Annotated in this window: 18 protein-coding genes; 7 read left to right on the top strand and 11 right to left on the bottom strand. The window is 67.9% G+C overall.

What is annotated here, in order from left to right; genetic code table 11:
• Positions 1 to 34: 34 nt before the first annotated feature.
• The 3 genes from lon (at position 35) to RKE50_RS07045 (ending at position 4,895) form a co-directional block, all read left to right on the top strand.
• Complete coding sequence (lon, locus tag RKE50_RS07055; RefSeq protein ID WP_350035468.1) at positions 35 to 2,455, top strand: endopeptidase La; 2,421 nt, start codon at positions 35 to 37, stop codon at positions 2,453 to 2,455.
• A gap of 150 nt (positions 2,456 to 2,605) precedes the next feature.
• Positions 2,606 to 2,881 (top strand): non-specific DNA-binding protein Hbs, encoded by a 276-nt coding sequence (hbs, locus tag RKE50_RS07050; protein WP_350035467.1) that lies wholly within the window; start codon positions 2,606 to 2,608, stop codon positions 2,879 to 2,881.
• A gap of 133 nt (positions 2,882 to 3,014) precedes the next feature.
• On the top strand, positions 3,015 to 4,895 hold the full coding sequence (locus tag RKE50_RS07045; RefSeq protein WP_350035466.1) for a SurA N-terminal domain-containing protein: 1,881 nt from the start codon (positions 3,015 to 3,017) through the stop codon (positions 4,893 to 4,895).
• Here the strand turns inward: RKE50_RS07045 and RKE50_RS07040 are convergent.
• A complete protein-coding gene (locus RKE50_RS07040; protein WP_350035464.1) occupies positions 4,889 to 5,737 on the bottom strand; it encodes a C40 family peptidase in 849 nt (282 codons plus the stop codon). The genes RKE50_RS07045 and RKE50_RS07040 overlap by 7 nt on opposite strands.
• 53 nt (positions 5,738 to 5,790) lie before the next feature.
• Here RKE50_RS07040 and RKE50_RS07035 point away from each other — a divergent pair, with 53 nt between their 5' ends.
• Positions 5,791 to 6,327, top strand: coding sequence for a DUF1285 domain-containing protein (locus RKE50_RS07035; protein ID WP_350035463.1), 537 nt, complete (start codon positions 5,791 to 5,793; stop codon positions 6,325 to 6,327).
• 27 nt (positions 6,328 to 6,354) lie between these two features.
• Here RKE50_RS07035 and RKE50_RS07030 read toward each other — a convergent pair whose 3' ends face one another.
• The 5 genes from RKE50_RS07030 to RKE50_RS07010 all read right to left on the bottom strand — a co-directional run bounded on the left by RKE50_RS07030 (position 6,355) and on the right by RKE50_RS07010 (position 12,402).
• On the bottom strand, positions 6,355 to 8,010 hold the full coding sequence (locus RKE50_RS07030) for an electron transfer flavoprotein-ubiquinone oxidoreductase (RefSeq protein ID WP_350035462.1): 1,656 nt from the start codon (positions 8,008 to 8,010) through the stop codon (positions 6,355 to 6,357).
• A gap of 135 nt (positions 8,011 to 8,145) precedes the next feature.
• Positions 8,146 to 9,408, bottom strand: a complete 1,263-nt coding sequence (locus RKE50_RS07025) for a valine--pyruvate transaminase (protein WP_350035461.1) — start codon at positions 9,406 to 9,408, stop codon at positions 8,146 to 8,148.
• A complete protein-coding gene (locus tag RKE50_RS07020) occupies positions 9,399 to 10,133 on the bottom strand; it encodes a DUF2334 domain-containing protein (protein WP_350035460.1) in 735 nt (244 codons plus the stop codon). The genes RKE50_RS07025 and RKE50_RS07020 overlap by 10 nt, the downstream gene beginning before the upstream one ends.
• Positions 10,130 to 11,269: a glycosyltransferase gene (locus tag RKE50_RS07015; protein WP_350035458.1), complete on the bottom strand. Its 1,140-nt coding sequence runs from the start codon at positions 11,267 to 11,269 to the stop codon at positions 10,130 to 10,132. The genes RKE50_RS07020 and RKE50_RS07015 overlap by 4 nt, the downstream gene beginning before the upstream one ends.
• Entirely contained in the window at positions 11,266 to 12,402 is a 1,137-nt protein-coding gene (locus tag RKE50_RS07010; protein ID WP_350035457.1) for a sulfotransferase, read from the bottom strand. The genes RKE50_RS07015 and RKE50_RS07010 overlap by 4 nt, the downstream gene beginning before the upstream one ends.
• A 262-nt stretch (positions 12,403 to 12,664) precedes the next feature.
• Between RKE50_RS07010 and RKE50_RS07005 the strand changes: the two genes are divergently transcribed.
• Together RKE50_RS07005 and RKE50_RS07000 are read left to right on the top strand one after the other, a co-directional pair.
• Positions 12,665 to 13,414: an electron transfer flavoprotein subunit beta/FixA family protein gene (locus RKE50_RS07005; protein WP_350035455.1), complete on the top strand. Its 750-nt coding sequence runs from the start codon at positions 12,665 to 12,667 to the stop codon at positions 13,412 to 13,414.
• On the top strand, positions 13,414 to 14,343 hold the full coding sequence (locus tag RKE50_RS07000) for an electron transfer flavoprotein subunit alpha/FixB family protein (protein WP_350035453.1): 930 nt from the start codon (positions 13,414 to 13,416) through the stop codon (positions 14,341 to 14,343). Before RKE50_RS07005 ends, RKE50_RS07000 begins: the two co-directional genes overlap by 1 nt.
• Positions 14,344 to 14,554: 211 nt before the next feature.
• On the opposite strand, the gene RKE50_RS06995 is transcribed toward RKE50_RS07000, so the two are convergent.
• Both RKE50_RS06995 and RKE50_RS06990 read right to left on the bottom strand, forming a co-directional pair.
• The gene (locus RKE50_RS06995; RefSeq protein WP_350035451.1) at positions 14,555 to 14,794 is read right to left on the bottom strand and encodes a DUF5062 family protein; all 240 of its coding nucleotides are present in this window, start codon (positions 14,792 to 14,794) and stop codon (positions 14,555 to 14,557) included.
• Positions 14,795 to 14,917: 123 nt separating this feature from the next.
• Complete coding sequence (locus RKE50_RS06990; RefSeq protein WP_350035449.1) at positions 14,918 to 15,754, bottom strand: alpha/beta hydrolase; 837 nt, start codon at positions 15,752 to 15,754, stop codon at positions 14,918 to 14,920.
• Positions 15,755 to 16,055: 301 nt separating this feature from the next.
• Here RKE50_RS06990 and RKE50_RS06985 point away from each other — a divergent pair, with 301 nt between their 5' ends.
• Positions 16,056 to 17,039: an NAD(P)H-dependent flavin oxidoreductase gene (locus RKE50_RS06985; protein ID WP_350035448.1), complete on the top strand. Its 984-nt coding sequence runs from the start codon at positions 16,056 to 16,058 to the stop codon at positions 17,037 to 17,039.
• Between the two features lie 167 nt (positions 17,040 to 17,206).
• On the opposite strand, the gene RKE50_RS06980 is transcribed toward RKE50_RS06985, so the two are convergent.
• The 3 genes from RKE50_RS06980 to RKE50_RS06970 are packed head-to-tail and all read right to left on the bottom strand — an operon-like array spanning position 17,207 to position 20,577.
• Positions 17,207 to 18,367 (bottom strand): cation:proton antiporter domain-containing protein, encoded by a 1,161-nt coding sequence (locus tag RKE50_RS06980; protein ID WP_350035446.1) that lies wholly within the window; start codon positions 18,365 to 18,367, stop codon positions 17,207 to 17,209.
• 58 nt (positions 18,368 to 18,425) lie between these two features.
• A complete protein-coding gene (locus tag RKE50_RS06975; protein WP_350035444.1) occupies positions 18,426 to 18,929 on the bottom strand; it encodes a DUF934 domain-containing protein in 504 nt (167 codons plus the stop codon).
• On the bottom strand, positions 18,907 to 20,577 hold the full coding sequence (locus RKE50_RS06970) for a nitrite/sulfite reductase (protein ID WP_350035443.1): 1,671 nt from the start codon (positions 20,575 to 20,577) through the stop codon (positions 18,907 to 18,909). The genes RKE50_RS06975 and RKE50_RS06970 overlap by 23 nt, the downstream gene beginning before the upstream one ends.
• Between the last annotated feature and the right edge of the window lie 195 nt (positions 20,578 to 20,772).

The raw sequence follows: 20,772 nt of genomic DNA, 5'->3' as shown, positions 1-20,772 counted from the left end.
TTGACCATTACAGGTGACTGACCCGGAGAGACCTATGGGCGATGTAAACGCCTTGCAGCTACCCCTGCTTCCCCTGCGCGACGTCGTGGTGTACCCGCACATGGTACTGCCGCTGTTCGTGGGCCGGCAGAAATCCATCGATGCGCTCGAAACCGCCATGAACGGCGACAAGCAGGTGCTGCTGGTCGCCCAGCGCAACGCCGCCGAGGACAACCCGGGTGCCGACGATATCTACCAGGTCGGTACCGTCTCCAACATCCTCCAGCTGCTCAAGCTGCCCGACGGCACCATCAAGGTGCTCGTGGAAGGGCTGTACCGTGCCGCCGTCGAGTCCGTGGATGACGAGGGCGCCTACGCCGTTGCCGACGTGCGCGAGATCGAGGGCGCAGAGCCCGACGAGAGCGAGGCCGAGGGGCTGGTGCGCTCGACCTCCAGCCAGTTCGAGAAGTACGTGAACCTCAGCAAGAAGGTACCGGCAGAGGTGCTGACCTCCCTGTCCGGCATCGACGAGCCCGGCCGGCTGGCGGACACGATTGCCGCGCACATGGGCGTGGACCTCGAGGAGAAGCAGCGCATCCTCGAGATCGCCGACGTAAAGCCGCGCCTGGAGCACCTGATGGGGCTCATGGAGGCGGAGATCGACCTGTTCCAGGTCGAGAAGCGCATCCGCGGCCGCGTCAAGAAGCAGATGGAGAAGAGTCAGCGCGAGTACTACCTCAACGAGCAGATGAAGGCGATCCAGAAAGAGCTCGGCGAGATGGACGATGCGCCGAACGAAGCCGAGGAGCTGGAGGCGAAGATCAACGAGGCGCGCATGCCCGAAGAGGCGCGCGAGAAGGCCCTCGGCGAGCTGTCCAAGCTGAAGATGATGTCGCCCATGTCCGCCGAGGCCTCCGTGGTGCGCAGCTACCTCGACTGGATGGTGAGTGTGCCCTGGTCGAAGCGCAGCCGGGTCAAGCACGACCTCAAGCGCGCCCAGGAGATTCTCGATGCCGACCACTACGGCCTCGAGGAGGTCAAGGAACGCATCGTCGAGTACCTCGCGGTGCAAAAGCGCGTGCGCAAGATCAAGGGCCCCGTGCTCTGCCTGGTCGGACCGCCCGGCGTGGGCAAGACGTCCCTCGGCGAGTCCCTGGCCCGGGCCACGAACCGCAAGTTCGTGCGCATGGCCCTGGGCGGCGTGCGCGACGAGGCGGAGATCCGCGGCCACCGCCGTACCTACATCGGTTCCATGCCGGGCAAGCTGCTGCAGAAGATGGCCAAGGCCGGCGTGCGCAACCCGCTGTTCCTCCTCGACGAGATCGACAAGATGGGCATGGACCACCGCGGTGACCCGGCCTCGGCGATGCTCGAGGTGCTCGACCCGGAGCAGAACCACGCCTTCAACGATCACTACCTGGAGGTGGACTACGACCTGTCCGACGTGATGTTCGTGTGCACCTCGAACACCATGAACATCCCGACGCCGCTGCTGGACCGCATGGAAGTGATCCGCATCCCGGGCTACACGGAGGACGAGAAGCTCAATATCGCCCTGCGCTACCTGCTGCCCAAGCAGGTGAAGGTCAACGGCCTCAAGAAGGGCGAGATCACCCTGAGTGAAGCGGCGATCATCGACATCATCCGCTACTACACCCGGGAAGCGGGTGTGCGCGCGCTGGAGCGGGAAATCGCCAAGGTCTGCCGCAAGATGGTCAAGAAGATCGCCCTCGGCGAAGCCGAGGCGAAGGCCGAGGTCGGCCCCGAGGGCCTCGAGGACCTGCTCGGGGTCCGCAAGTTCAACTACGGCGTGGCCGAGGAGGAGAACAAGATCGGCCAGGTCACGGGCCTGGCCTGGACGTCGGTGGGCGGTGAACTGCTGACCATCGAGGCGGCGGCGGTCGCCGGCAAGGGGCGCTACGTCAAGACGGGCTCGCTGGGTGACGTGATGCAGGAGTCGATCCAGGCGGCGAGCACCGTGGTGCGCAGCCGCTCCCAGCTCCTCGGCATTCCGGCGCGCTACCACGATGCGCACGACCTTCACATCCACGTGCCCGAGGGTGCCACGCCGAAGGACGGCCCCAGTGCGGGGATCGCCATGGCCACGGCGCTGGTCTCCGTGGCCACACAGATTCCCGTGCGGGCCGATGTCGCCATGACCGGTGAGATCACCCTGCGCGGCGAGGTGCTGCCTATCGGCGGCCTGAAGGAGAAGCTCCTCGCGGCGCGCCGCGGCGGCATCAAGACGGTGATCATCCCGCGGGAGAACGAGCGCGACCTCAAGGAAGTGCCCGACAAGATCAAGGAAGACCTGGAAATCGTCGCCGTGAAGTGGATTGACGAAGTGCTTGCCATCGCCCTGGAGAAGACGCCGGAGCCCCTGAGCGACGACGACTACCTCGCGCCGCCGCCGAACCGGCAGCCCGCCGGCAGCGATGGCGAGGAGGGTGACGAGGCGCGCCTGAACACCCATTGAGGCGCCCCCTGAAGCTGTCGCTCCGGGGACCAAGTTGACCGCGCAGCGGACCGTGGTATAACCTGCCGTCCTTCCTGCGCGGGCCTTTCCAGGCCTGATAAAACAACGCTCAGCACGCCGGAATGGCGTCCACTACCAAAGGGGATCACAGTGAACAAATCCGAACTCATCGATGCAATCGCGGCCGACGCCGACATCAACAAGTCCGACGCGGGCCGTGCGCTCGACGCGGTCATCGACAACATCACCAAGGCACTGAAAAAGGGCGACCAGGTTTCCCTGGTCGGCTTCGGGACCTTCACGGTGAAGCACCGGGCCGGTCGCGAGGGCCGCAACCCGCAAACGGGCGCCACGATCCAGATCGCGCCTTCCAACGTGCCGGGCTTCAAGGCCGGCAAGGCGCTCAAGGACGCGGTCAACAGCTGATCGCCCACCGCCGCTACAACCGGGGCCAGGCTGTCGGCCCCGGAACAGGGAGCGCACTTACCGGGTGCGCTCTTTTTGTATCCGACCCCGTCACTCCCGACTCCACGCCTGACTAACGCGACCGCAACGACCCATGCTCCAGAACATCCGCTCCAACATCCAGGGCACGCTGGCCAAGATCATCATCGGCCTCATCGTGGTGTCCTTCGCTCTCTTCGGTATCGAGTCGATCCTGCTGGGGGGCGGCAACAGCGGTGTCGCCGAGGTCAATGGTGAAACGATCACGCCCTACGACGTGCAGCAGACGGTCAACCTGCAGCGGCGCCAGCTGCTGGCCATGCTCGGCGACGAGGCGGACCCGTCGCTCCTCGACGAGGACCGGCTCACGGCGCAGGCCATCGAGACGCTGATCCAGCGCCAGCTACTGGTGCAGGCCGCCGGCGAGCTCGGGCTGACCACCTCGGAGCAGGCCATCGGCGCCCTCGTGGGCGGCATGGAACAGTTCCAGGTCGGCGGGCAGTTCAACCAGGACCTGTTCCGCAGCGTGCTCGCTACCGCGGGTTTCACGCCGGCGCTGTTCAAGGAGAGCCTGCGGGAGGACCTGGTCACGAACCAGCTGCGCGTCGGTCTCGCCGCCAGTGACTTTGCCACCCCCGCCGAGCTCGAGGTGCAGGCGCGCATCGCCGGCGAGAAGCGGGACCTGCGCTACCTGGCAATCCCCATGGACCGCTTCGACGACAGCGGCACCGTCGAGGACGCGGCCATCGAGGCCTGGTACGCAGACAACCCGGACACGTTCATGACGCCGGAGACCGTCGACGTCAGCTACCTCGAGCTCACCCTCGAGGACTTCGAGGAACCGGTGAGCGAGCAAGCGCTGCGCGAAGAGTTCGAGCTCACCCGCGATACCTTCCAGGTGCCCACCGAGGCCCGTGTCGCGCACATCCTGCTCATCCAGGGCGATGACGAGAGCGACGAGGCCTACGCGGCGCGCGTTGCCGGAGCCGAGGAGGCCGTCGCCGCGGGCGAGGACTTCGCCGCCGTCGCCGGTCGCCTGTCTGACGACATCGGCTCCGCTGCCGGGGGTGGGGACCTCGGCTACACGGCCGGCGACACCTTCCCGGACGCCATGGAAGCGGCCATCACCGGGCTCGCCGTGGGCGAAATTTCCCCGCCCGTAGAGACCGAGGCCGGCACGCACCTCATCAAGGTGCTGGACCGCCGCGAGGGCAAGGCGGTGACCTTTGACGAGGTTCGCGGCCAGCTGGCCCAGCGCCTGCGTGAGGGTGCGGCCCGCGACGAACTGCTGCGGGTGGTGGAGGAATTGCGGGACCTCGCGTTCAACGCAGAAGACCTCGCGTTCCCGGCCGACGAGCTAGGCCTGGCCGTGGAGACCGAGAGCGGCGTGTCCCGCGGGGCGAGCGACGGTCTGTTCGCGGATCCGCGTGTCCAGAGCGCGCTGTTCTCCGAGGAAGTACTGGTCGAGCGGCATAACAGCCCCGTGCTGGAACTGTCCCCGGAGCGTTTCCTGGTCGTGCATGCCGACAGCCACCACCTGCCGGAGCGGCAGCCGCTGGCGGCCGTGCGCGACCAGATTGCCGCGCGGATCGCCACCGAGCGGGCGCGTGCCGCCGCGCTGGCGGAGGGCGAACGGCTGCTCGCCGCGCTCGCCGCCGGCGAGACGCTGGACAGCCTGGCCAACGCCGGCGACTACGAGTGGCAGGTGGAGCTGGGCGCGACGCGCGCGGCGAACGCGCTGCCGGGACCGGTGGGGCGGCGGGCCTTCACGCTGCCGCGACCCGAGGGCGAGGCACCGGTACGCGAACTGGTCGGCGCCCCGGCGGGCGACGTCTACCTCGTCGAGCTGACCCGGGTAACGCCTGGCAGCCTCGAAACGCTGCCCCCGCAGCGCCAGGCGCAGCTGCGCCGCAGCATTGCGGGCGAGTACGGCAGCGTTCTCATCGGTGCCTTCGAGAGCGCCCTGCGCGCGGACGCGGATATCGAAGTCTACTGAGTGTCCGGCGGTGGCCTGGCCTCCGCTATGCTGCGCAGCGGCTCCGGCAGGTAGAGACCCTGCTCCTCGGCGCCGAGCGCCGCGGCCGCCGTTCCCTCCGCGAGCTCCTCGCGATCCCAGCTGCGTAGATCCAGCACCGGGTACTTCACGATCGAAAAATACGGTGAATAGTCGAAGTCCGCGGGCACGCAGAGCTTCGGGTTGCGCCGGTAGAGCACGAGGTGGCCGTCTTCCACGCGCTTGACCAGCGGCAGGATCGGGTGGCCGGCGCTGGCGAAGGCCTCGGCGATCATCGTGGAGCAGACGGTGTGCGTGCCGGGGCCTGCGGCGGCCTCGAACAGCGTCGAGCGCCAGCGCCGCGGCATGATGAACCAGGGGAACAGGAAGCGCAGCAGGTCGAAGATCTGGCGCACGTCGTAGGGCGTGCCCAGGCGGCCGAGGGCATAGCGGAGCACCTTGCGCCGCGCGCCGGGCCCCAGTCCCCGGGGCCGGCAGACCCGCAGGTGCTCGCCCCGGTAGGCGGAGAGGGGCCGCAGCACCGTGCCCTGGCCCAGCTCGCTCTCGATCAGCAACGGTTCTTCGGGCGTCGTGGCCAGCCGCGTGGTCAGCTCCGGGGCCTCGGCGAGGCTCGCCGCCGGGCCCAGGTACAGCGCCGCGTGGGTCCAGGGGCTCTGGGTCACCCAGCCGATCACGTCGCTGACCCGGCTGCGTCCCTCCACGAGGATCACGTCGCCCGGTTGGATTTCCGCCTGCAAGCGCTCAAAATCACTGAGTGGAAAGGCGGGCAGCGGCCGCTTGTGGCCGAGGAAAGCGACCAGTGCGTTCCTCAGGCCGGCGAGCACGTCCTGCCCCCCGCGTTGCTTCCACGCCCGGCCCCCGTCCTGGAGACCCGCCCATGAGTGACAGCCTCGACACCCTTTCGCGGCAGCTCGAGGCCGCGCGTCGCGCCCCCGGCGGCCCGCCGGTAGACCACTGGGATCCGCCCCTCTCCGGCGACATCGACATCCGCATCCTCGCCGATGGCAGCTGGCTGCACGAGGGCGACCCGATCCGCCGGGAGGCCCTGGTGCGGCTGTTCGCCAGCATCCTGCGCCGGGAAGGCGACGGCGCCTACTACCTGGTGACGCCGGTGGAGAAGTGGCGCATCGCCGTGGACCTGCATCCGCTGGTCGTGGAGGACGTCGAGGCGGTCGAGGAGGATGGCGAGGTGACGCTGCTCGCGAGCTGCAATACGGGACGGCAGGTGGCCATCGACGCCGATCACCCGCTGTTCACGGAGCCGGCGGCCGCCGGGGCGGCGGTGGTGCGCCTCGAGCGCGGGCTGACCGCGCTGTTCAGCCGCAAGGCCTGGCCCCGCCTCGTCGACCTCGCGGTCGAGGAGGACGGCGAATCGGTAGTCTACAGCGCCGGCCAGCGGTTCCCCCTCGCCTGAGGCCCCGCCACGGCGGGGCCGTCTCGGCTACATGTTCGGGTAATTCGGCCCGCCGAAGCCCTCGGGCGTCACCCAGACGATGTTCTGCGACGGGTCCTTGATGTCGCAGGTCTTGCAGTGCACGCAGTTCTGCGCGTTGATCTGGAAGCGCTTGCTGCCGCCTGCCTCTTCCACCACCTCGTACACGCCGGCCGGGCAGTAGCGCTGCGCCGGCTCGTCGTAGAGCGGGAGATTGGTGCCGATGGGGACCTCGGGGTCCTTCAGCGTCAGGTGGCAGGGCTGGTCTTCCTCGTGATTGGTGTTGGACAGGAAGACCGAGGACAGCTTGTCGAAGCTGATGACGTTGTCCGGCTTCGGGTAGTCGATCTTCGGGCACTGGTCCGCCGGCTTCATGGCGGCGTGGTCGGGCTTCGCGTCATTCAGCGTGAACGGTAGCTTGCCGCCGAAGATGTTCTGGTCCAGCCAGACCATGCCCGAGCCCAGCAGGAAGCCGAACTTGTGCATGAAGCCGGAGAAGTTGCGCGTGCGGTAGAGCTCGTCGTAGGCCCAGGACTCCTTGAACTTCGTCTCGAAGCTGGCCAGGTCAGCCGGCGCGTCGTCGCCCTTGAGGAGAGCCTCGACCACGGCCTCTGCGGCGACTAGGCCGCTCTTCATGGCCGTGTGGTTGCCCTTGATCTTCACCGCGTTGAGGGTGCCCGCATCGCAGCCGAGGAGCAGGCCGCCGGGAAAGTGCATGCGCGGCAGTGAATTGAGGCCGCCCTTGGTAATGGCGCGGGCACCGTAGCTGAGCCGCGAGCCGCCCTCGAGGTACTTGAGGGTCTCTGGGTGATGCTTCCAGCGCTGGAACTCGTCGTAGGGCGAGACGTGGGGGTTCTCGTAATTGAGGTCCGTGATGAAGCCCAGGTACACCTGGTTGTTCTCGGCGTGGTACATGAAGGCGCCGCCGGAGGAGCCGCTCTCCTTGAGCGGCCAGCCGAGACCGTGGACGACCAGGCCCTGCCGGTGCTGCTCGGCGGGAATCTCCCAGATCTCCTTGATGCCGATGCCGTAGTGCTGCGGGTCGCGGCCGGCGTTGAGGTCGAAGCGCTCCATGAGCTGCTTGCCCAGGTGGCCGCGGCAGCCCTCGCAGAAGAGCGTGTAGCGGGCGTGGAGCTCCATGCCGGGCATGTAGCTGTCCTTCTTCTCGCCCTCCGCGCTGATCCCCATGTCGCCGGTGGCGATACCCTTCACGCGGCCGTCCTCGTGGTAGAGGACTTCTGCCGCGGCGAAGCCGGGGTAGACCTCGACGCCGAGGTTCTCGGCCTGCTGGGCGAGCCAGCGGCAGACGTTACCCATGGAGACGATGTAGTTGCCCTCGTTGTGCGTGGGCTTCGGGATGGCGAAGTTCGGCAGCTTCACGGCGCCTTTTTCGCTGGTGTAGAAGAAGAAGTTGTCTTCCGTCACCTCGGTCTGGATCGGGGCATCCATGTCCTGCCAATCCGGGAACAGCTCGGCGAGGGCGCGCGGCTCGAGGACTGCGCCGGACAGGATGTGCGCACCCACCTCCGAGCCTTTCTCGACCACGCACACGGTGACCTCGTGCTCGTGGGCCTGGGCGAGTTGCATGATGCGGCAGGCGGCGGAAAGCCCGGCGGGGCCGGCGCCCACGATGACCACATCGAATTCCATTGACTCGCGTTCCACGGCTGACTCCTGCATCTTCGCTGCGTCCTCTGCTAATTCTGCTGCTGCTTCCTTCCGGAATTCGCTGCTTCCTTTTGGAAGAGGGGATAAGGGATTGAAAAGAATAGAGATTATAAGCGCCCCGGGGGGCAAAAACTAGCTGCCCAAGGGGTCGTAGAGCGCGCGCAGCTCCTCCCCGAGCATGCCCAGCCCGCGGGCCACGGCGGCCGGGTCCTGGGCGTAGGACAGGCGCAGGCACTGGCGCGCGTGGTTCCAGGCCGGGTCGAGACCGATGAAAAAGCGCTCGCCGGGGATCGCGAGGAGCCCGCGGGCCTTGAGGCGGCGGTAGAGCTCACTGGCGGGCACGGGCAGGTCCTCGAACCAGAGCCAGAGGAAGAAGGCCCCGTCCGGCCGGTGCACCTGCCAGGGGATGCCCTGGAGTTCGCGGTGCAGCCCGGCGAGGGTCTCCTCGCGGCGGTCGCGGTAGAAGGGGCGCAGTACCTCGCTGCCGAGCCGGTCCAGGGTGCCGTCCTCGAGCAGGCGGGTCGCCAGCACCGGGCCGAGGTTGCCGGCGGCCAGGCTGATGATCGTGCTGGCGCTGGCGAAGGCCTGGATGACCGGCTCGGCGGCGATCACGATCCCGGTACGCACCCCCGGCAGCCCGAGCTTGGAGAGGCTCAGGGTCAGCACCGTGTGCTCGTCCCAGTGCGGCGCGGCGTCGGCGAAGGTGATCCCCGGGAAGGGTTCACCGTAGGCGCCGTCGACGATCAGCGGGATGTCCGCCTCGCGCGCAAGGGCCCCGAGGCGGGCCAGTTCGTCGGGGCCGAGGACATTCCCGGTGGGATTGGTCGGCCGCGAGACGCAGAGCGCGCCCACCTCGTCGTCCACGACCAGCCGCTCGAAGTCGACGTGGTAGCGGAACTGCCGGTCCGGCAGCCGCTCGATGGCCGGCGCGGTCGCGGAAAAGAAATCCGGCGCCAGGCCCGCATCGGCGTAACCGATGTACTCGGGCACCAGGGGCAGGTGGATGCGCCGCTGGCCGCCATCGGGCATCGCGCCGGCGAAGAGATTGTAGAGAATGAAGTAGGCAGACTGGCTGCCGTTGGCCACGGCAATGTGCCCGGGCCCCACGTCCCAGCCGTAGCGGGCCTGCAGGTAGCGCGCGAGCGCCTCGCGAAAGGCCGGGTCGCCCTGCGGTGACTGGTAGGCGCCGGCGAGGCGCTGCCACTCGCCCGGGTCCGCCAGCAGCGCTTCCAGGGCGGCCCGAAACGCCGTCTCGGCCGCCGGGACGCGCGCCGGGTTGCCGCCGCCCATGAACACGAGGTCCGGGTCGGCGCGCAGGGCCTCGCCGAGGTCGGTCATGAGGTCGACGACGCCGGAACGGCCGGCGAATTTCTCGCCGAAGCGGCTCAGGCGCACAGCGCGGCGGTGCCCTGCACGGGGCAGAGAGAGGCGTAGCTGATCGGTGTCCAGCCGAGGCCGAGGATGGCGCGCAGCTGCTGGCCCAGCTGCAGCTCCGGGTCCCGCGGGTGCACGGCGATGCGCAGCGGGCGCCCGCGGCGGCGTGCCTGGCGCAGCTGCAGCCGGTTCCACTTGCCGAGGACCTCGGCGCGCAGCCGCGTATCCGCCTCGAAGCCGACCAGCGGCAGGGACACGAAGCGGAACGCGCCGGCCGCGTCGCGCAGGTGGACACCGCGCAGGGATTCGAGCACCGGGAAGGGCTGTTCCCGGAGCGCGCTGCCGCGCAGGCGCCCGAGGGCCCAGGCCGGGGGGATATAGGTTCGCGGTTCCGGCAGGTCGCGGTCGGCAAACCAGTTGCGGCTGCGCCGGGTGAGGGCGATGGCGCCGCTGCGGTCGAGGGCGAGGTGCTCGGCGACGTTGCGCGAAAGGAGCGCCGCGTGCGTGCGGTGCCAGGCGGAACGCGGAGCCGTGCGGTGCACCCAGCCATGCGCGACCAGCTCGTGGCCGGCGTCCGCGAGCTCGCGCAGTACGGCGACCCCGGCATCGTCCCAGCCGGCCCCGGGCACCACCAGCAGTGCGGCCCGGGTGATCCCGAACTGGGCGAGGAGCGCGAGGCAGCCCTGCACGGCCGGGAGCGTGTCCGGCATCACGTCATGGACGGATACGAGGGCCGTCGGTCTCATGCTGGCTCCCTGCGTTCAGTTACCGCCACGGCCTGCAGCAGCTTGTGCCACTCGGCGATGGTTGCGCCGTTCAGGTCTGCCGCGGCCGCCCGGCACTGGCGCTCCAGCAGCTCCCAGCGCCCGGGTCCGTAAGCCTGCAGCGATCGCAGGCAGTCTGCAAGGCTCTCACCGGGGGTGAAGGGCACCAGGCCGGGGCGCAAGGAGGGCCAGTCGTGGATGCCCGCCGCCGTCGACACCAGCGCGGGCCGCCCCCGGGCCATGGCCTCCAGGGCGATGGAACCGAAGGTCTCGAAGCGGGAGGGCAGGAGCAGCAGGCTCGAGCTGTCGATGAGATCGATGAGCGCGGAGCGGTCGAGCCAGCCGGTGAAGCGGACGTTGGCAAGGCCGGCGGCCTGCGTCTCCAGCGCCTGGCGCAGCGGTCCCTCGCCGCCGATGACGAATTCCACGGCCGGCAGGTCCCGCGCCGCTTCGATCACCAGGTCCACGTTCTTTTCCGGCGCGAGGCGGCCGGCGAAGCACACCCGCGCCAGCCGTCCGGGGATGGCGCGCCGCGGCCGCTCGAGGAATTCGAGGGGCAGCGGGGTACCGACGACCTGCACGCGGTCGGCGCCGTAGGCGCGTACCGCGTCGGTGAGGCCGGCGTTGTTGATCAGCACGCGGCTGGCGCGGCGGCAGATCAGCCGGTTGGCGGTGCCGACCACGAGGTTGACCAGCCAGCGGGCCAGCGGCGGCCAGTAGAGCCGGGCGAGGCGCTCGAAATCCGTGTGGAAGGCCGCGACCAGGGGCAGCCTGCGCCGCCGCGCGTACCAGGCCCCCAGGAGGCCGTAGAGCCCCGGGGTGACCACCACCACGACATCCGGCTGGAGCTCGCCCATGTGGCGGCCGATGCGCCGCAGGGGCGGCCCCTCGAGGCGCTGGTTGGGATCGCCGGGCATGGCGATGGAAAGGAGCGGACGGGGCGGCCGGTCGCTCGGCTGGAACATGGCGAGGCTGTCCAGCCGGGCGGCGAGCTGGGGCAGCAGGTCGTGGTAGTAGGCACCGGTGCCGTTGCGTTCCGGGAACGCATCGGAGAAAAAGGCGACACGCAGCGGCTGTTCGCAGGCGTCCGCCGGGCGGGTGGCGGGGACGATGTTCACGCAGCCACCGCCAGCCGCGCCTCGCTGGCGAGCAGGGCGGCGTAGGGCGCGCCGAGCTCCTCGTCCACCGCTTTGGTCGACAGCCCGAAGCTGTCCGCGTCGTAGCGGTGCCGGCCGGCCGGCCCTGCCGGCGGCAGCGGGGGCGGCGGAATGGCGAGCCATGCTGCGAGCGCCCTGCCGACCGCTGCCGGCGCCCTGCGCAGGTCCGCCTGCTCGATAACCCGCACCCGGCCCGGCTGCGCCGCGGCGAAGCCCGCGAGGTCGTCGAGGAAGGCCGCGTAGAGACGGCGGAAGCGCGCTGTCGTGTGCTCGCCACCGGGGTCTGTACCGAACAGGCGGCGGGCCGGCTCGAGGGCGCTGAGCTGCGAGGCGAGCGCCGTGCTCGGGCGGCGCACGCAGAGCAGGAAGGTCGCGTCCGGGTAGCGCTCGGCGAGGTAGGGCGGCCAGCTGGCGAAGGCCGCATTCTTCGACAGGAATCGCTCCCCCGGGTGGCTGTAGCAGTGGCGCTGGATGACCCGGTGGTAGAAAGCGAGCAGGGCGCGGCGGCGCCGCGGCGGCAGCGTCCCGAGGGTGCCCAGTTGCTCCAGCTCCCGGTCGAAGGGAAAGGCCATGAGCAGGAGGAAGCAGCCGGCGGCCGGCAGCAGGCAGAGATAGTCCTCCTCGGCATCGTGAAGGCCGACCGCGTGCACGCTCGCGAAGTCGCCGCTGCCACGGGCGATCGCGGCCTGGGTGATTCGCTGCAGCGGGGCACCCAGGCGACGGTCCAGGCGGGCGAGCGCGCGCAGGGCCCGGCGCTGGCAGATCGCCGGGGCGAGCAGCGCCTCCCAGGTGCGCACCGTGGTAAACGCGCCGCCGGCCGCGAGCAGCCGGTGCAGGTAGGTGGTGCCGCTGCGCGGTATGCCGGTGATGAACACCGGCGCCCGGACGGGCTGCTGGCGGTAGTCCGGATAGAGGATCTCGTCCAGGGCCAGGGCCAGCCAGTGCCCGAGCTGAACCAGCAGGAAGAGGGGAAAGAGAAGCAGGAAGAGCAGCCGCCGCGGCCGGAGCGGCGCCGCCGGATGGCGCCCGGGCCAGGCGCTGTGCAGGTAGCACCGGCCGTAGCTGCCCATGGCTATCAGAAAGCTCTCCAGCATGGTTCCCCGCAAGGCCGGCCCGGAAAGCCCCGCAGTTTACAGGCAACGCAGGGGCAACGGCACCGGGTGTGTACAGCGCACCGGTGCTTCCCCTTCGCCGTCTCCGCTACCGCGCCCCCGGTCAGGGGGGCTATTGACCCCCTCGTGCAAACTCGGCAACATGTCACGCCGATTCCGCCCCCCCGGGGCGCATCTCGGGTCCCGGCGAGTCTGTTTGTCGCGTGATCCCACTCCCTTCCATCCACACGACACTGGAGTTTTCATGAAGGTTTTGGTCGCTGTGAAGCGCGTGGTCGACTACAACGTCAAGGTCCGCGCCAAGGCCGACGGTTCCGACGTCGACCTGAATAACGTCAAGATGTCCATCAACCCGTTCTGCGAGATTGCCGTCGAAGAAGCCGTGCGCCTGAAAGAAGCCGGCGTCGCCACCGAAGTCATCGCCGTTTCCATCGGCGACAAGGCCTGCCAGGAGCAGATCCGCACGGCCCTGGCTCTCGGCGCCGACCGCGGCATCCAGGTCGAGACCGACGGCCCCGTGGAGCCGCTGGTGGTCGCCAAGCTGCTGAAGGGCGTGGTCGAGAAAGAGGAGCCGCAGCTGGTCATCCTCGGCAAGCAGTCCATCGACGGTGACAACAACCAGACCGGACAAATGCTGGGCGCGCTCGCCGGCATGGCCCAGGGCACCTTCGCCTCGGAGGTGAAGGTAGAGGGCGACCAGGTCCAGGTCACCCGGGAAGTGGACGGCGGCCTGCAGACCGTCAGCCTCAAGCTTCCGGCGATCGTCACCACCGACCTTCGCCTCAACGAGCCGCGCTACGCGTCGCTGCCGAACATCATGAAGGCCAAGAAGAAGCAGCTTGACGTCTACAGCCCCGCTGACCTTGGCGTGGAGGTCAAGCAGCACCTGACGCTGGTCAAGGTAGAGCCGCCGGCGGAGCGCCAGGCAGGTATCAAGGTCGAGAGCGTCGATGAGCTGGTCGAAAAACTGAAGAACGAAGCGAAGGTGATCTGATGGGAACCCTGGTAGTAGCCGAACACGATAACGCGACCCTCAATCCGGCAACGCTGAACGCGGTCGCCGCCGCCCAGGCCATGGGCAGCGACATCGACATCCTGGTCGCCGGCAACGGCTGCGCCGCCGTTGGCGAGGCCGCGGCCAAGGTGCCGGGCGTCGGTAAGGTGCTGGTGGCAGATAATGCCGCCTACGATCACGCGCTGGCGGAGAACACCAGCCTGCTGGTGGCGGAACTGGCCGCCGGCTACGACAACATCGTGGCCGCCGCCACCACCAGCGGCAAGAACGTCATGCCGCGCGTGGCAGCGCTCCTCGACGTGGCGCAGATCTCCGACATCATCTCCGTCGAGTCTGCCGACACCTTCAAGCGGCCCATCTACGCCGGCAACGTCATCGCCACCGTGCAGACGGCCGATGCCAAGAAGGTCATCACCGTGCGCGCGACGGCTTTTGACGCCGTGGCCGCCGAGGGTGGGTCCGCCACCGTTGAAGCCGTGGACGCCGTGCACGATGCTGGCGTGTCCAGCTTCGTCGGCGAAGAGCTGGCCAAGTCCGACCGACCCGAGCTGACCGCCGCACCGGTGGTGATTTCCGGCGGCCGCGGCATGCAAAACGGGGATAACTTCAAGCTCCTGGACGGCATTGCCGACAAGCTCGGCGCCGCCATCGGCGCCTCCCGCGCTGCCGTGGATGCGGGTTTCGTGCCCAACGACTACCAGGTCGGCCAGACCGGCAAGATCGTCGCGCCGGAGCTCTACATCGCCGTGGGCATCTCGGGCGCGATCCAGCACCTGGCCGGCATGAAGGACTCGAAGGTCATCGTCGCGATCAACAAGGACGAGGACGCCCCGATCTTCCAGGTCGCGGACTACGGCCTGGTGGCCGACCTGTTCGAGGCCCTGCCGGAGCTGGAAGGCAAGCTCTGACGGGCACGCTTGCCTGACAGGTAACCACCCCGAAAGCCGGCCGCGTTGCCGGCTTTTTTCTTTCTCCGTGGCATCGAGCCGCCGCGTACTTCATATGCTCGACGACGCCGACCAGGCCACCAGGTCGTCATGCTTGCAGACTCTGCCCACAGCTACTGCCCGTCCAGCAGGGTGCCTCCCGCTGGACGGGGGCGATGCAAGCTGGCCCTCCTCAGTCGGGCTGCTTCGATGCCCAGATGGCGAGACGGTGCCTTATCGCTTTCTGAGACAACTGGTCCGGCGGTAGCGGCTGGATGAGCTTGTCGTGTACAAGCAGGCGATAGATGTATTCGAGCTTGTCCGTCGCCGAGTCGGTCGCCTCGAACTCGACGACGCCGCGCTTCTCGCCGTAAGCCGTGCCGAGAGCCATCGCCCTCTTGACTAATTCCTTTTCGTTCTTGAGCTCTTTCATGCGCTGCCACTCCCTTCACTCAGCGGTCGCCGCCCGACGCAGCCCGATCGGCCCTGCCTGGCGTTCTGTTCCCCGCCGGCGCCGTCCTCGCCCACGACCGCGACAGACTGAGCGCAGCCGCGCTCAGGGTGCCTCGGCAAAAACTGCCTGCAGGCCCCTGCTTATCGCCGGCGTTAGGGCTGTATAGTGGTCGAACCCGGGTAGTAGAACGATCTGACTGCTGCCTTCTGTCGCCCATGCGGACGCCAGCTGCTTGCGCAATCGCTCGAGCCCGTCGATGAACATTTGCGGGTCTTCCCCGCTACCTGTGGCGATGAACAGGTTCGTTTTTCGCGGTTCTTGGCCGGAGTCGATAGCAAAAAGAAAATCAAGCTGCCCCTCGAGGTATGGGCTGCCGGCAGCTATACCGGCAAACCTGTCAGGGGCCTTTGCGTACGCGTAGAGGGAAAACAGGCCGCCGAGCGAATGACCAAACAGGTAGCGTTTTTCAGAATCCACCGGGTACCCGCCCTCGATAAGCGGAAACACCTCCTCAATCATGCATTGAAGGAACCTGGCTGCACCGCCGGACTCCGGGTAGTCACTGGAGCGCTGCGGACTCAGATCCCGCACCCGGTGGTTTCCGTTGTCCAGGTCGAGCGTTCCATAACCAATGCCCACGATCACTGCATCGGGCACCGATCCTCCCCAGCCCAATTGCGTGGCAATCGCTGTGACCTGTGGAAACGTATGGTCTCCGTCGAGTGTGTAGATCACCGGATAACGGCGTGTCGGATCGGACAGCGCCCCTGGCGGCGTGCGCACGTAGAGCACGAAGTCATCGCGGACAGACTCGGACTTCAGTCGATGGATGCTGGTTCCGCTGAGAACCGGCAGCTCGCTCGTTGAGACATCGGCATTGGCAAGCGGCGCCAGCAGCAGCGCCACACAAAGCACAACAAGGTCCAGGGTCTTGATCATCGGTGTACCACGTGAATCCAATAGAATGGCCAGCATAATTCATCGCGAGCCTGAGCAGGTACCGCAATGATGCCGTGTGAAACGCACGCCGAGCACAGTCCATAGTATCGACCGCCCTGAACGCTACCTGCCTCTCACACCTCCTGGTCGTTTGCTGCCGCCCAAGACGTGCCCGCTAGATGTCCGCTTGCAACCATATGGCCGATAGCAAACGCTCGGGCCCGCGTTGCCGCAACCCCGGGCAGCGTCCCGTTCAGTGAACTACGCTATCTGCTGGATACCCGGTTGACGGGCGGCGGCGATGGTCGATGCTTGCGATTTCCTGTCCATTGAAAAGCCCGTTCTTCAGGGGGCCATGGGCGCCGTTGCCAGACACGACCTGGTAGTTGCCGTCTCAAAGGCCGGCGGCCTGGGGACCTTGAGCTACCTCCCCCCTGAGAACTTCCGTAGAGAGCTTGCTCGAATCGAAGATAGTCTGGAAGGTCGCTCCTTCGCAGCCAACCTGCTGATGCCCATCATCAGCAAGGCCCATGTTGAGGCCTGCCTGCAGAGCGACGTTCCGATCGTCTCCATCTTCTACGGGTTCAGCAAACGGCTAGTGTCCGCACTCAAGGATGCGGGTAAGAAAGTGCTTTTCCAGGTGGGCAGCGTCGACGAGGCCAAGCTGGTCGTCGCCGAAGGCGCGGATGGGGTGATCGTGCAGGGCCACGAGGCCGGGGGCCACCTCCGGGGCACGGAACGATTGGCTGTGCTGCTACCCAAGGTCCGGGAGGCCCTGCCGAATCACCTGGTAGTTGGCGCAGGCGGCATCCATGACGAAACGAGCGCGGCCAGGTGTCGATCTTTTGGCGCAGACGCGGTGTGCAGCGGCACACGCTTTCTTGCGTCGCCCGAGTCTGCTGCGCATCCAGCTTACAAGCAGCGATTGATCAGTGACTCGAGCACGATCGTCACCAGGCTATTCGGTGTTGGCTGGCGTGATCCGCACCGGGTCATGCCGAACGCTGCGACCGGAAAATGGCTGCGCGGGGATGGCAGTGAGCCGGCGTGGTTACCTGCCTTGCATAGCCTGACCCGCATCTTGTCGAAACTGGCAGGTGGTGACGGCGGCGCGGCGTTAACGGCAAGGCAGGCGCTTTCCCGCCCCCTGTATACCCCCAGTTGCCTGACAGTCGAGATGAACGAAGCGCTGTTGGAGGTAGTGGCGCTGTACGCCGGTGAATGCGTGGGAGAAGTTCGGGAGCTCCAGGGTGCGGCGAAGACGGTGGCGCGCTTGTCTACCTAGCTACCTGGGCTGTGCGCCGCAACGGGCGGTCGGGAGGTTAGAGGCGCGCGGCGCGTTCCCGCGTGAACGTTTCTGGAGACGGCTTGAACTAGGGCGGTGCGGGCCATGGACCGAGCGCGAGCTCCCACCCGGTGTGAGTCGGGTAACGTCCCGGCATCCCTCCCTGCCTAGTCGCGCCGCAGCCGGTCGGAAATGGCGATCGGGGTAGGGTAGTTGAGCACCACGATGTAGGACGAGGCGAGAAGCGTGAGGATCGTCGTCGCCTGGATCAGCAGCGAGGCATCCTGGCTGATGAGCGCCAGGTCGAAGGCGATATAGGCGATGAGCAGCGAGAATTCGCTGGCCTGGCCCAGGCGGAAGCCGAGGTCCCAGGCCAGGCTGCGGCTTTCGCTCATGCCGCCGAGGAGGTAGCGGTAGACCACGGGCTTCAGCGCCAGCACCAGTGCGGCGAGGAGCAGGGCGGGGAGGAGGATCCGGTCCAGCTGGCCGAGGTCGAAGCGGGCGCCCACGCTGAAGAAAAACAGGATGAGAAAGAAATCGCGCAGGGGGCGCAGGCTGCCGGCGATGTACTGGGAGATGGGGCTGGTGGCGATCGTCACCCCGGCGATGAAGGCGCCGATCTCCTCGCTGAGGCCGAGGACCTGGGCCACTTCGGCGACCCCCAGGCACCAGCCGATGGCCACCAGGAAGACGTACTCGTGGAAGCGGTCGAAGCGGGCGATGAGCGGCAGCAGCGCATAGCGTACGGCGACCCAGGCGCCGGCGCAGAGCAGCGGCAGGCTGAGCAGGGACAGGGCGGCGCCCGCACCGCCGGCGTCGCCACCCATGAGCAGCATGAGCACGATGATGGCGAGCAGGTCCTGGAGCAGGAGCATGCCCACCATCAGTTCGCCGGTGTGCCGGTGGTGCAGCACCGTGGTCGGCAGCAGCTTGATGCCGATGATCGTCGACGAGAACATCATCGCGGCGCCCACCACCAGCGCATCGAGCTTGCTCGGCAGGAAGGGCAGGGCCACGGCGTAGGCGGCCAGGAGGAACAGCGCCGAGCTCGCCACCATCACCACCGTCGCATTGCGCAGGGTCGCGAACAGGGCCCGTGGCTGCATGTCGAGGCCGAGCAGGAACAGCAGGAAGATGATGCCGATGTGGCCGATGTCCGAGAGCAGCTTCAGGTCCGGCACGAGGCTGAGGCCGTAGGGGCCGATGCAGGCGCCGAGGGCGATGTAGGCGATGATCAGGGGCTGGCGCGTGTACAGGGCAATCGAGGCAAACACCGCGGCCCCGGAAAAGATCAAAAAGAAAGAGAAGGTGACGGACGTGCCTTCCACGGTAACCCCGGCGCGGTGTAAAGGCGCAGTCTAGCCCGTTGCCGGGCCGCGGTGCACGTCAGGCGCGGCGCCGGAACAACGGCAGGGGCTGATCCACCGCGCCCTGGTAATCGGTGCTGAACACGGCCAGCCGCTCCTGCGCCTGGGCGAGGCGCCCCGGATCGGTGAACTCCAGGGCGTTGAAGCCGCAGCGCCGCAGGTAGTGGGCCTGGTCCGGCAGCAGCGAGCCGCGAGCGCGCAGTTCGCCGGTAAAGCCTGCCTCACGGAGCCGGCGGGCGAGGGAAAAGCCCCGGCCGTCGGTAAACGCCTCGAATTGCACCGCCACGAGCGCGAGGCCGGGCAGCGCGTCGAGGAGCGTCGCCGGGTCGTCCCCGGCCTCGAGCTGAACGGCCGCACCGGCGGGGGAGCCGGCCGCCTGCCACTGCGCCAGCGTGAGGATACGCCGCTCGCCGTCGCCCGGCGCCTGCTCCGCCGGAGGCAGCCAGTCATCGGCGACGACGGCGCCGTCGCGGAGGAGCCTTGCCTGTACCGGAGTGCCGTTAGCGGGCGTTGGCGTTGTCATAGACGCGCTCCTTGAAGGGTTGCATACCGATGCGGCGCAGGGTCTGCAGGAAGGTTTCTTCCTCCAGCCGGTGGTCGAGGTAGACCCGCAGCAGGGTCTCGATCACGTCGGGCATGTCCTCGCGGCGGAAGGAGGGCCCGAGGATCGCGCCGAGGCTCGCCTCCTTGCCCTGGTTGCCGCCGAGGGACACCTGGAAGAACTCCTCGCCTTTCTTGTCCACGCCGAGAATACCGATGTGGCCGATATGGTGATGGCCGCAGGCGTTCATGCAGCCGCTGATGTTGAGCTCCAGGGGCCCGAGATCGTAGAGGTAGTCGAGATCCTCGAAGCGGGCCTGGATGGCCTCGGCGACGGGTATCGACTTGGCATTGGCCAGGGAGCAGAAGTCGCCACCGGGGCAGCAGATCATGTCGGTGAGGTAACCGGCGTTGGGGCAGGCGAGACCCACGGCCTGCAGCCCCCGCCAGAGCGGAAGCAGGTCACTCTGGCGCACGTCGGCGAGCACGATGTTCTGCTGGTGCGTCGTGCGCAGCTGGCCGAAGCTGTAGGCCTCGCAGAGGTCGGCGAGGCGATCGAGCTGTGCCGCGGAGACATCCCCCGGCGGGTTACCCGTGGCCTTCAGGGACACGGTGACGGCGCGGTAGCCGGGCACCTGGTGGGCGTGGCTGTTGCGCCGGACCCAGTTGGCGAAGATCGGCTCGCTGGCGCAGTGCGCTTCGAGCACGGCGGCTTCACCGGCGGCGTCCACGCTGGCGTAGGCGGGACCACTGAAGAAGGCGGCGATCCGGTCGATCTCTGCATCGGGAAGCGTGGTGGGCCCGTCGCGCAGGCTCTCCCATTCCTTTTCGACGGCGGCGGTGAACGCGTCCACGCCCATGGCCTTGACCAGGATCTTGATCCGCGCCTTGTACTTGTTGTCCCGGCGCCCGTGCAGGTTGTAGACGCGCAGGATCGCCTCGAGGTAGGACAGCAGGTGCCGGCGCTCGAGATAGGGGCGGATCTCGCTGCCGATGACCGGCGTGCGGCCGAGGCCGCCGCCGACGAGAACGCGGAAGCCGTTCTCACCATCGGGCCCGGGGACGATCTCGAGACCGATGTCGTGGCTGTGGATGGCCGCCCGGTCCTCCCGGCTGCCGCAAACGGCGATCTTGAACTTGCGCGGCAGGAAGGCGAACTCCGGGTGCAGGGTGGACCACTGCCGGATAATCTCGCACCAGGGGCGCGGATCCTCCAGCTCGTCGTCGGCGACGCCGGCCAGCGGGTCCGTGGTGGTGTTGCGGATGCAGTTGCCGCTGGTCTGGATGGCGTGCATCTGCACGCTGGCGAGTTCGGCGAGAATGTCCGGCACATCCTCGATGCGCGGCCAGTTGATCTGGACGTTCTGGCGGGTGCTGATGTGCGCGTAGCCCTTGTCGTAGTGCCGGGTGATGTGGGCCAGCTTGCGCACCTGCCGCGCGTCGAGGAGACCATACGGCACCGCGATGCGCAGCATCGGCGCCAGGCGCTGCACGTAGAGGCCGTTCTGCAGGCGCAGGGGCAGGAACTCCGCGTCGCCCAGGTCGCCGCGCAGGTAGCGCTCGGTCTGGTCGCGGAACTGGTCGACGCGCTCGTCGACGAGGCGCTGGTCGTAATCGTCGTAGCGGTACATGGAGGAATCAGGTATCGGGACTTGCGCGCACTCTAGCAGAATAAGCCCTGCGCTGATTATTCGATTTCTGCTTAAGCTTAGAACGCGACCGCCGGCGGCGCCGGGCCCCTTGGACCTGTCCCTGCCCCTGCTATAATGCGCGCGCCCGGCCGGTCAGCCGGGCCCCCGAGATCGCCCGGCGACGGCACCACCGCA

This window comes from Pseudohaliea sp., from assembly GCF_040217025.1.
In the GTDB taxonomy this organism is placed as follows: domain Bacteria; phylum Pseudomonadota; class Gammaproteobacteria; order Pseudomonadales; family Halieaceae; genus Pseudohaliea.
This window is presented reverse-complemented; position numbering and strand designations above follow the sequence as displayed.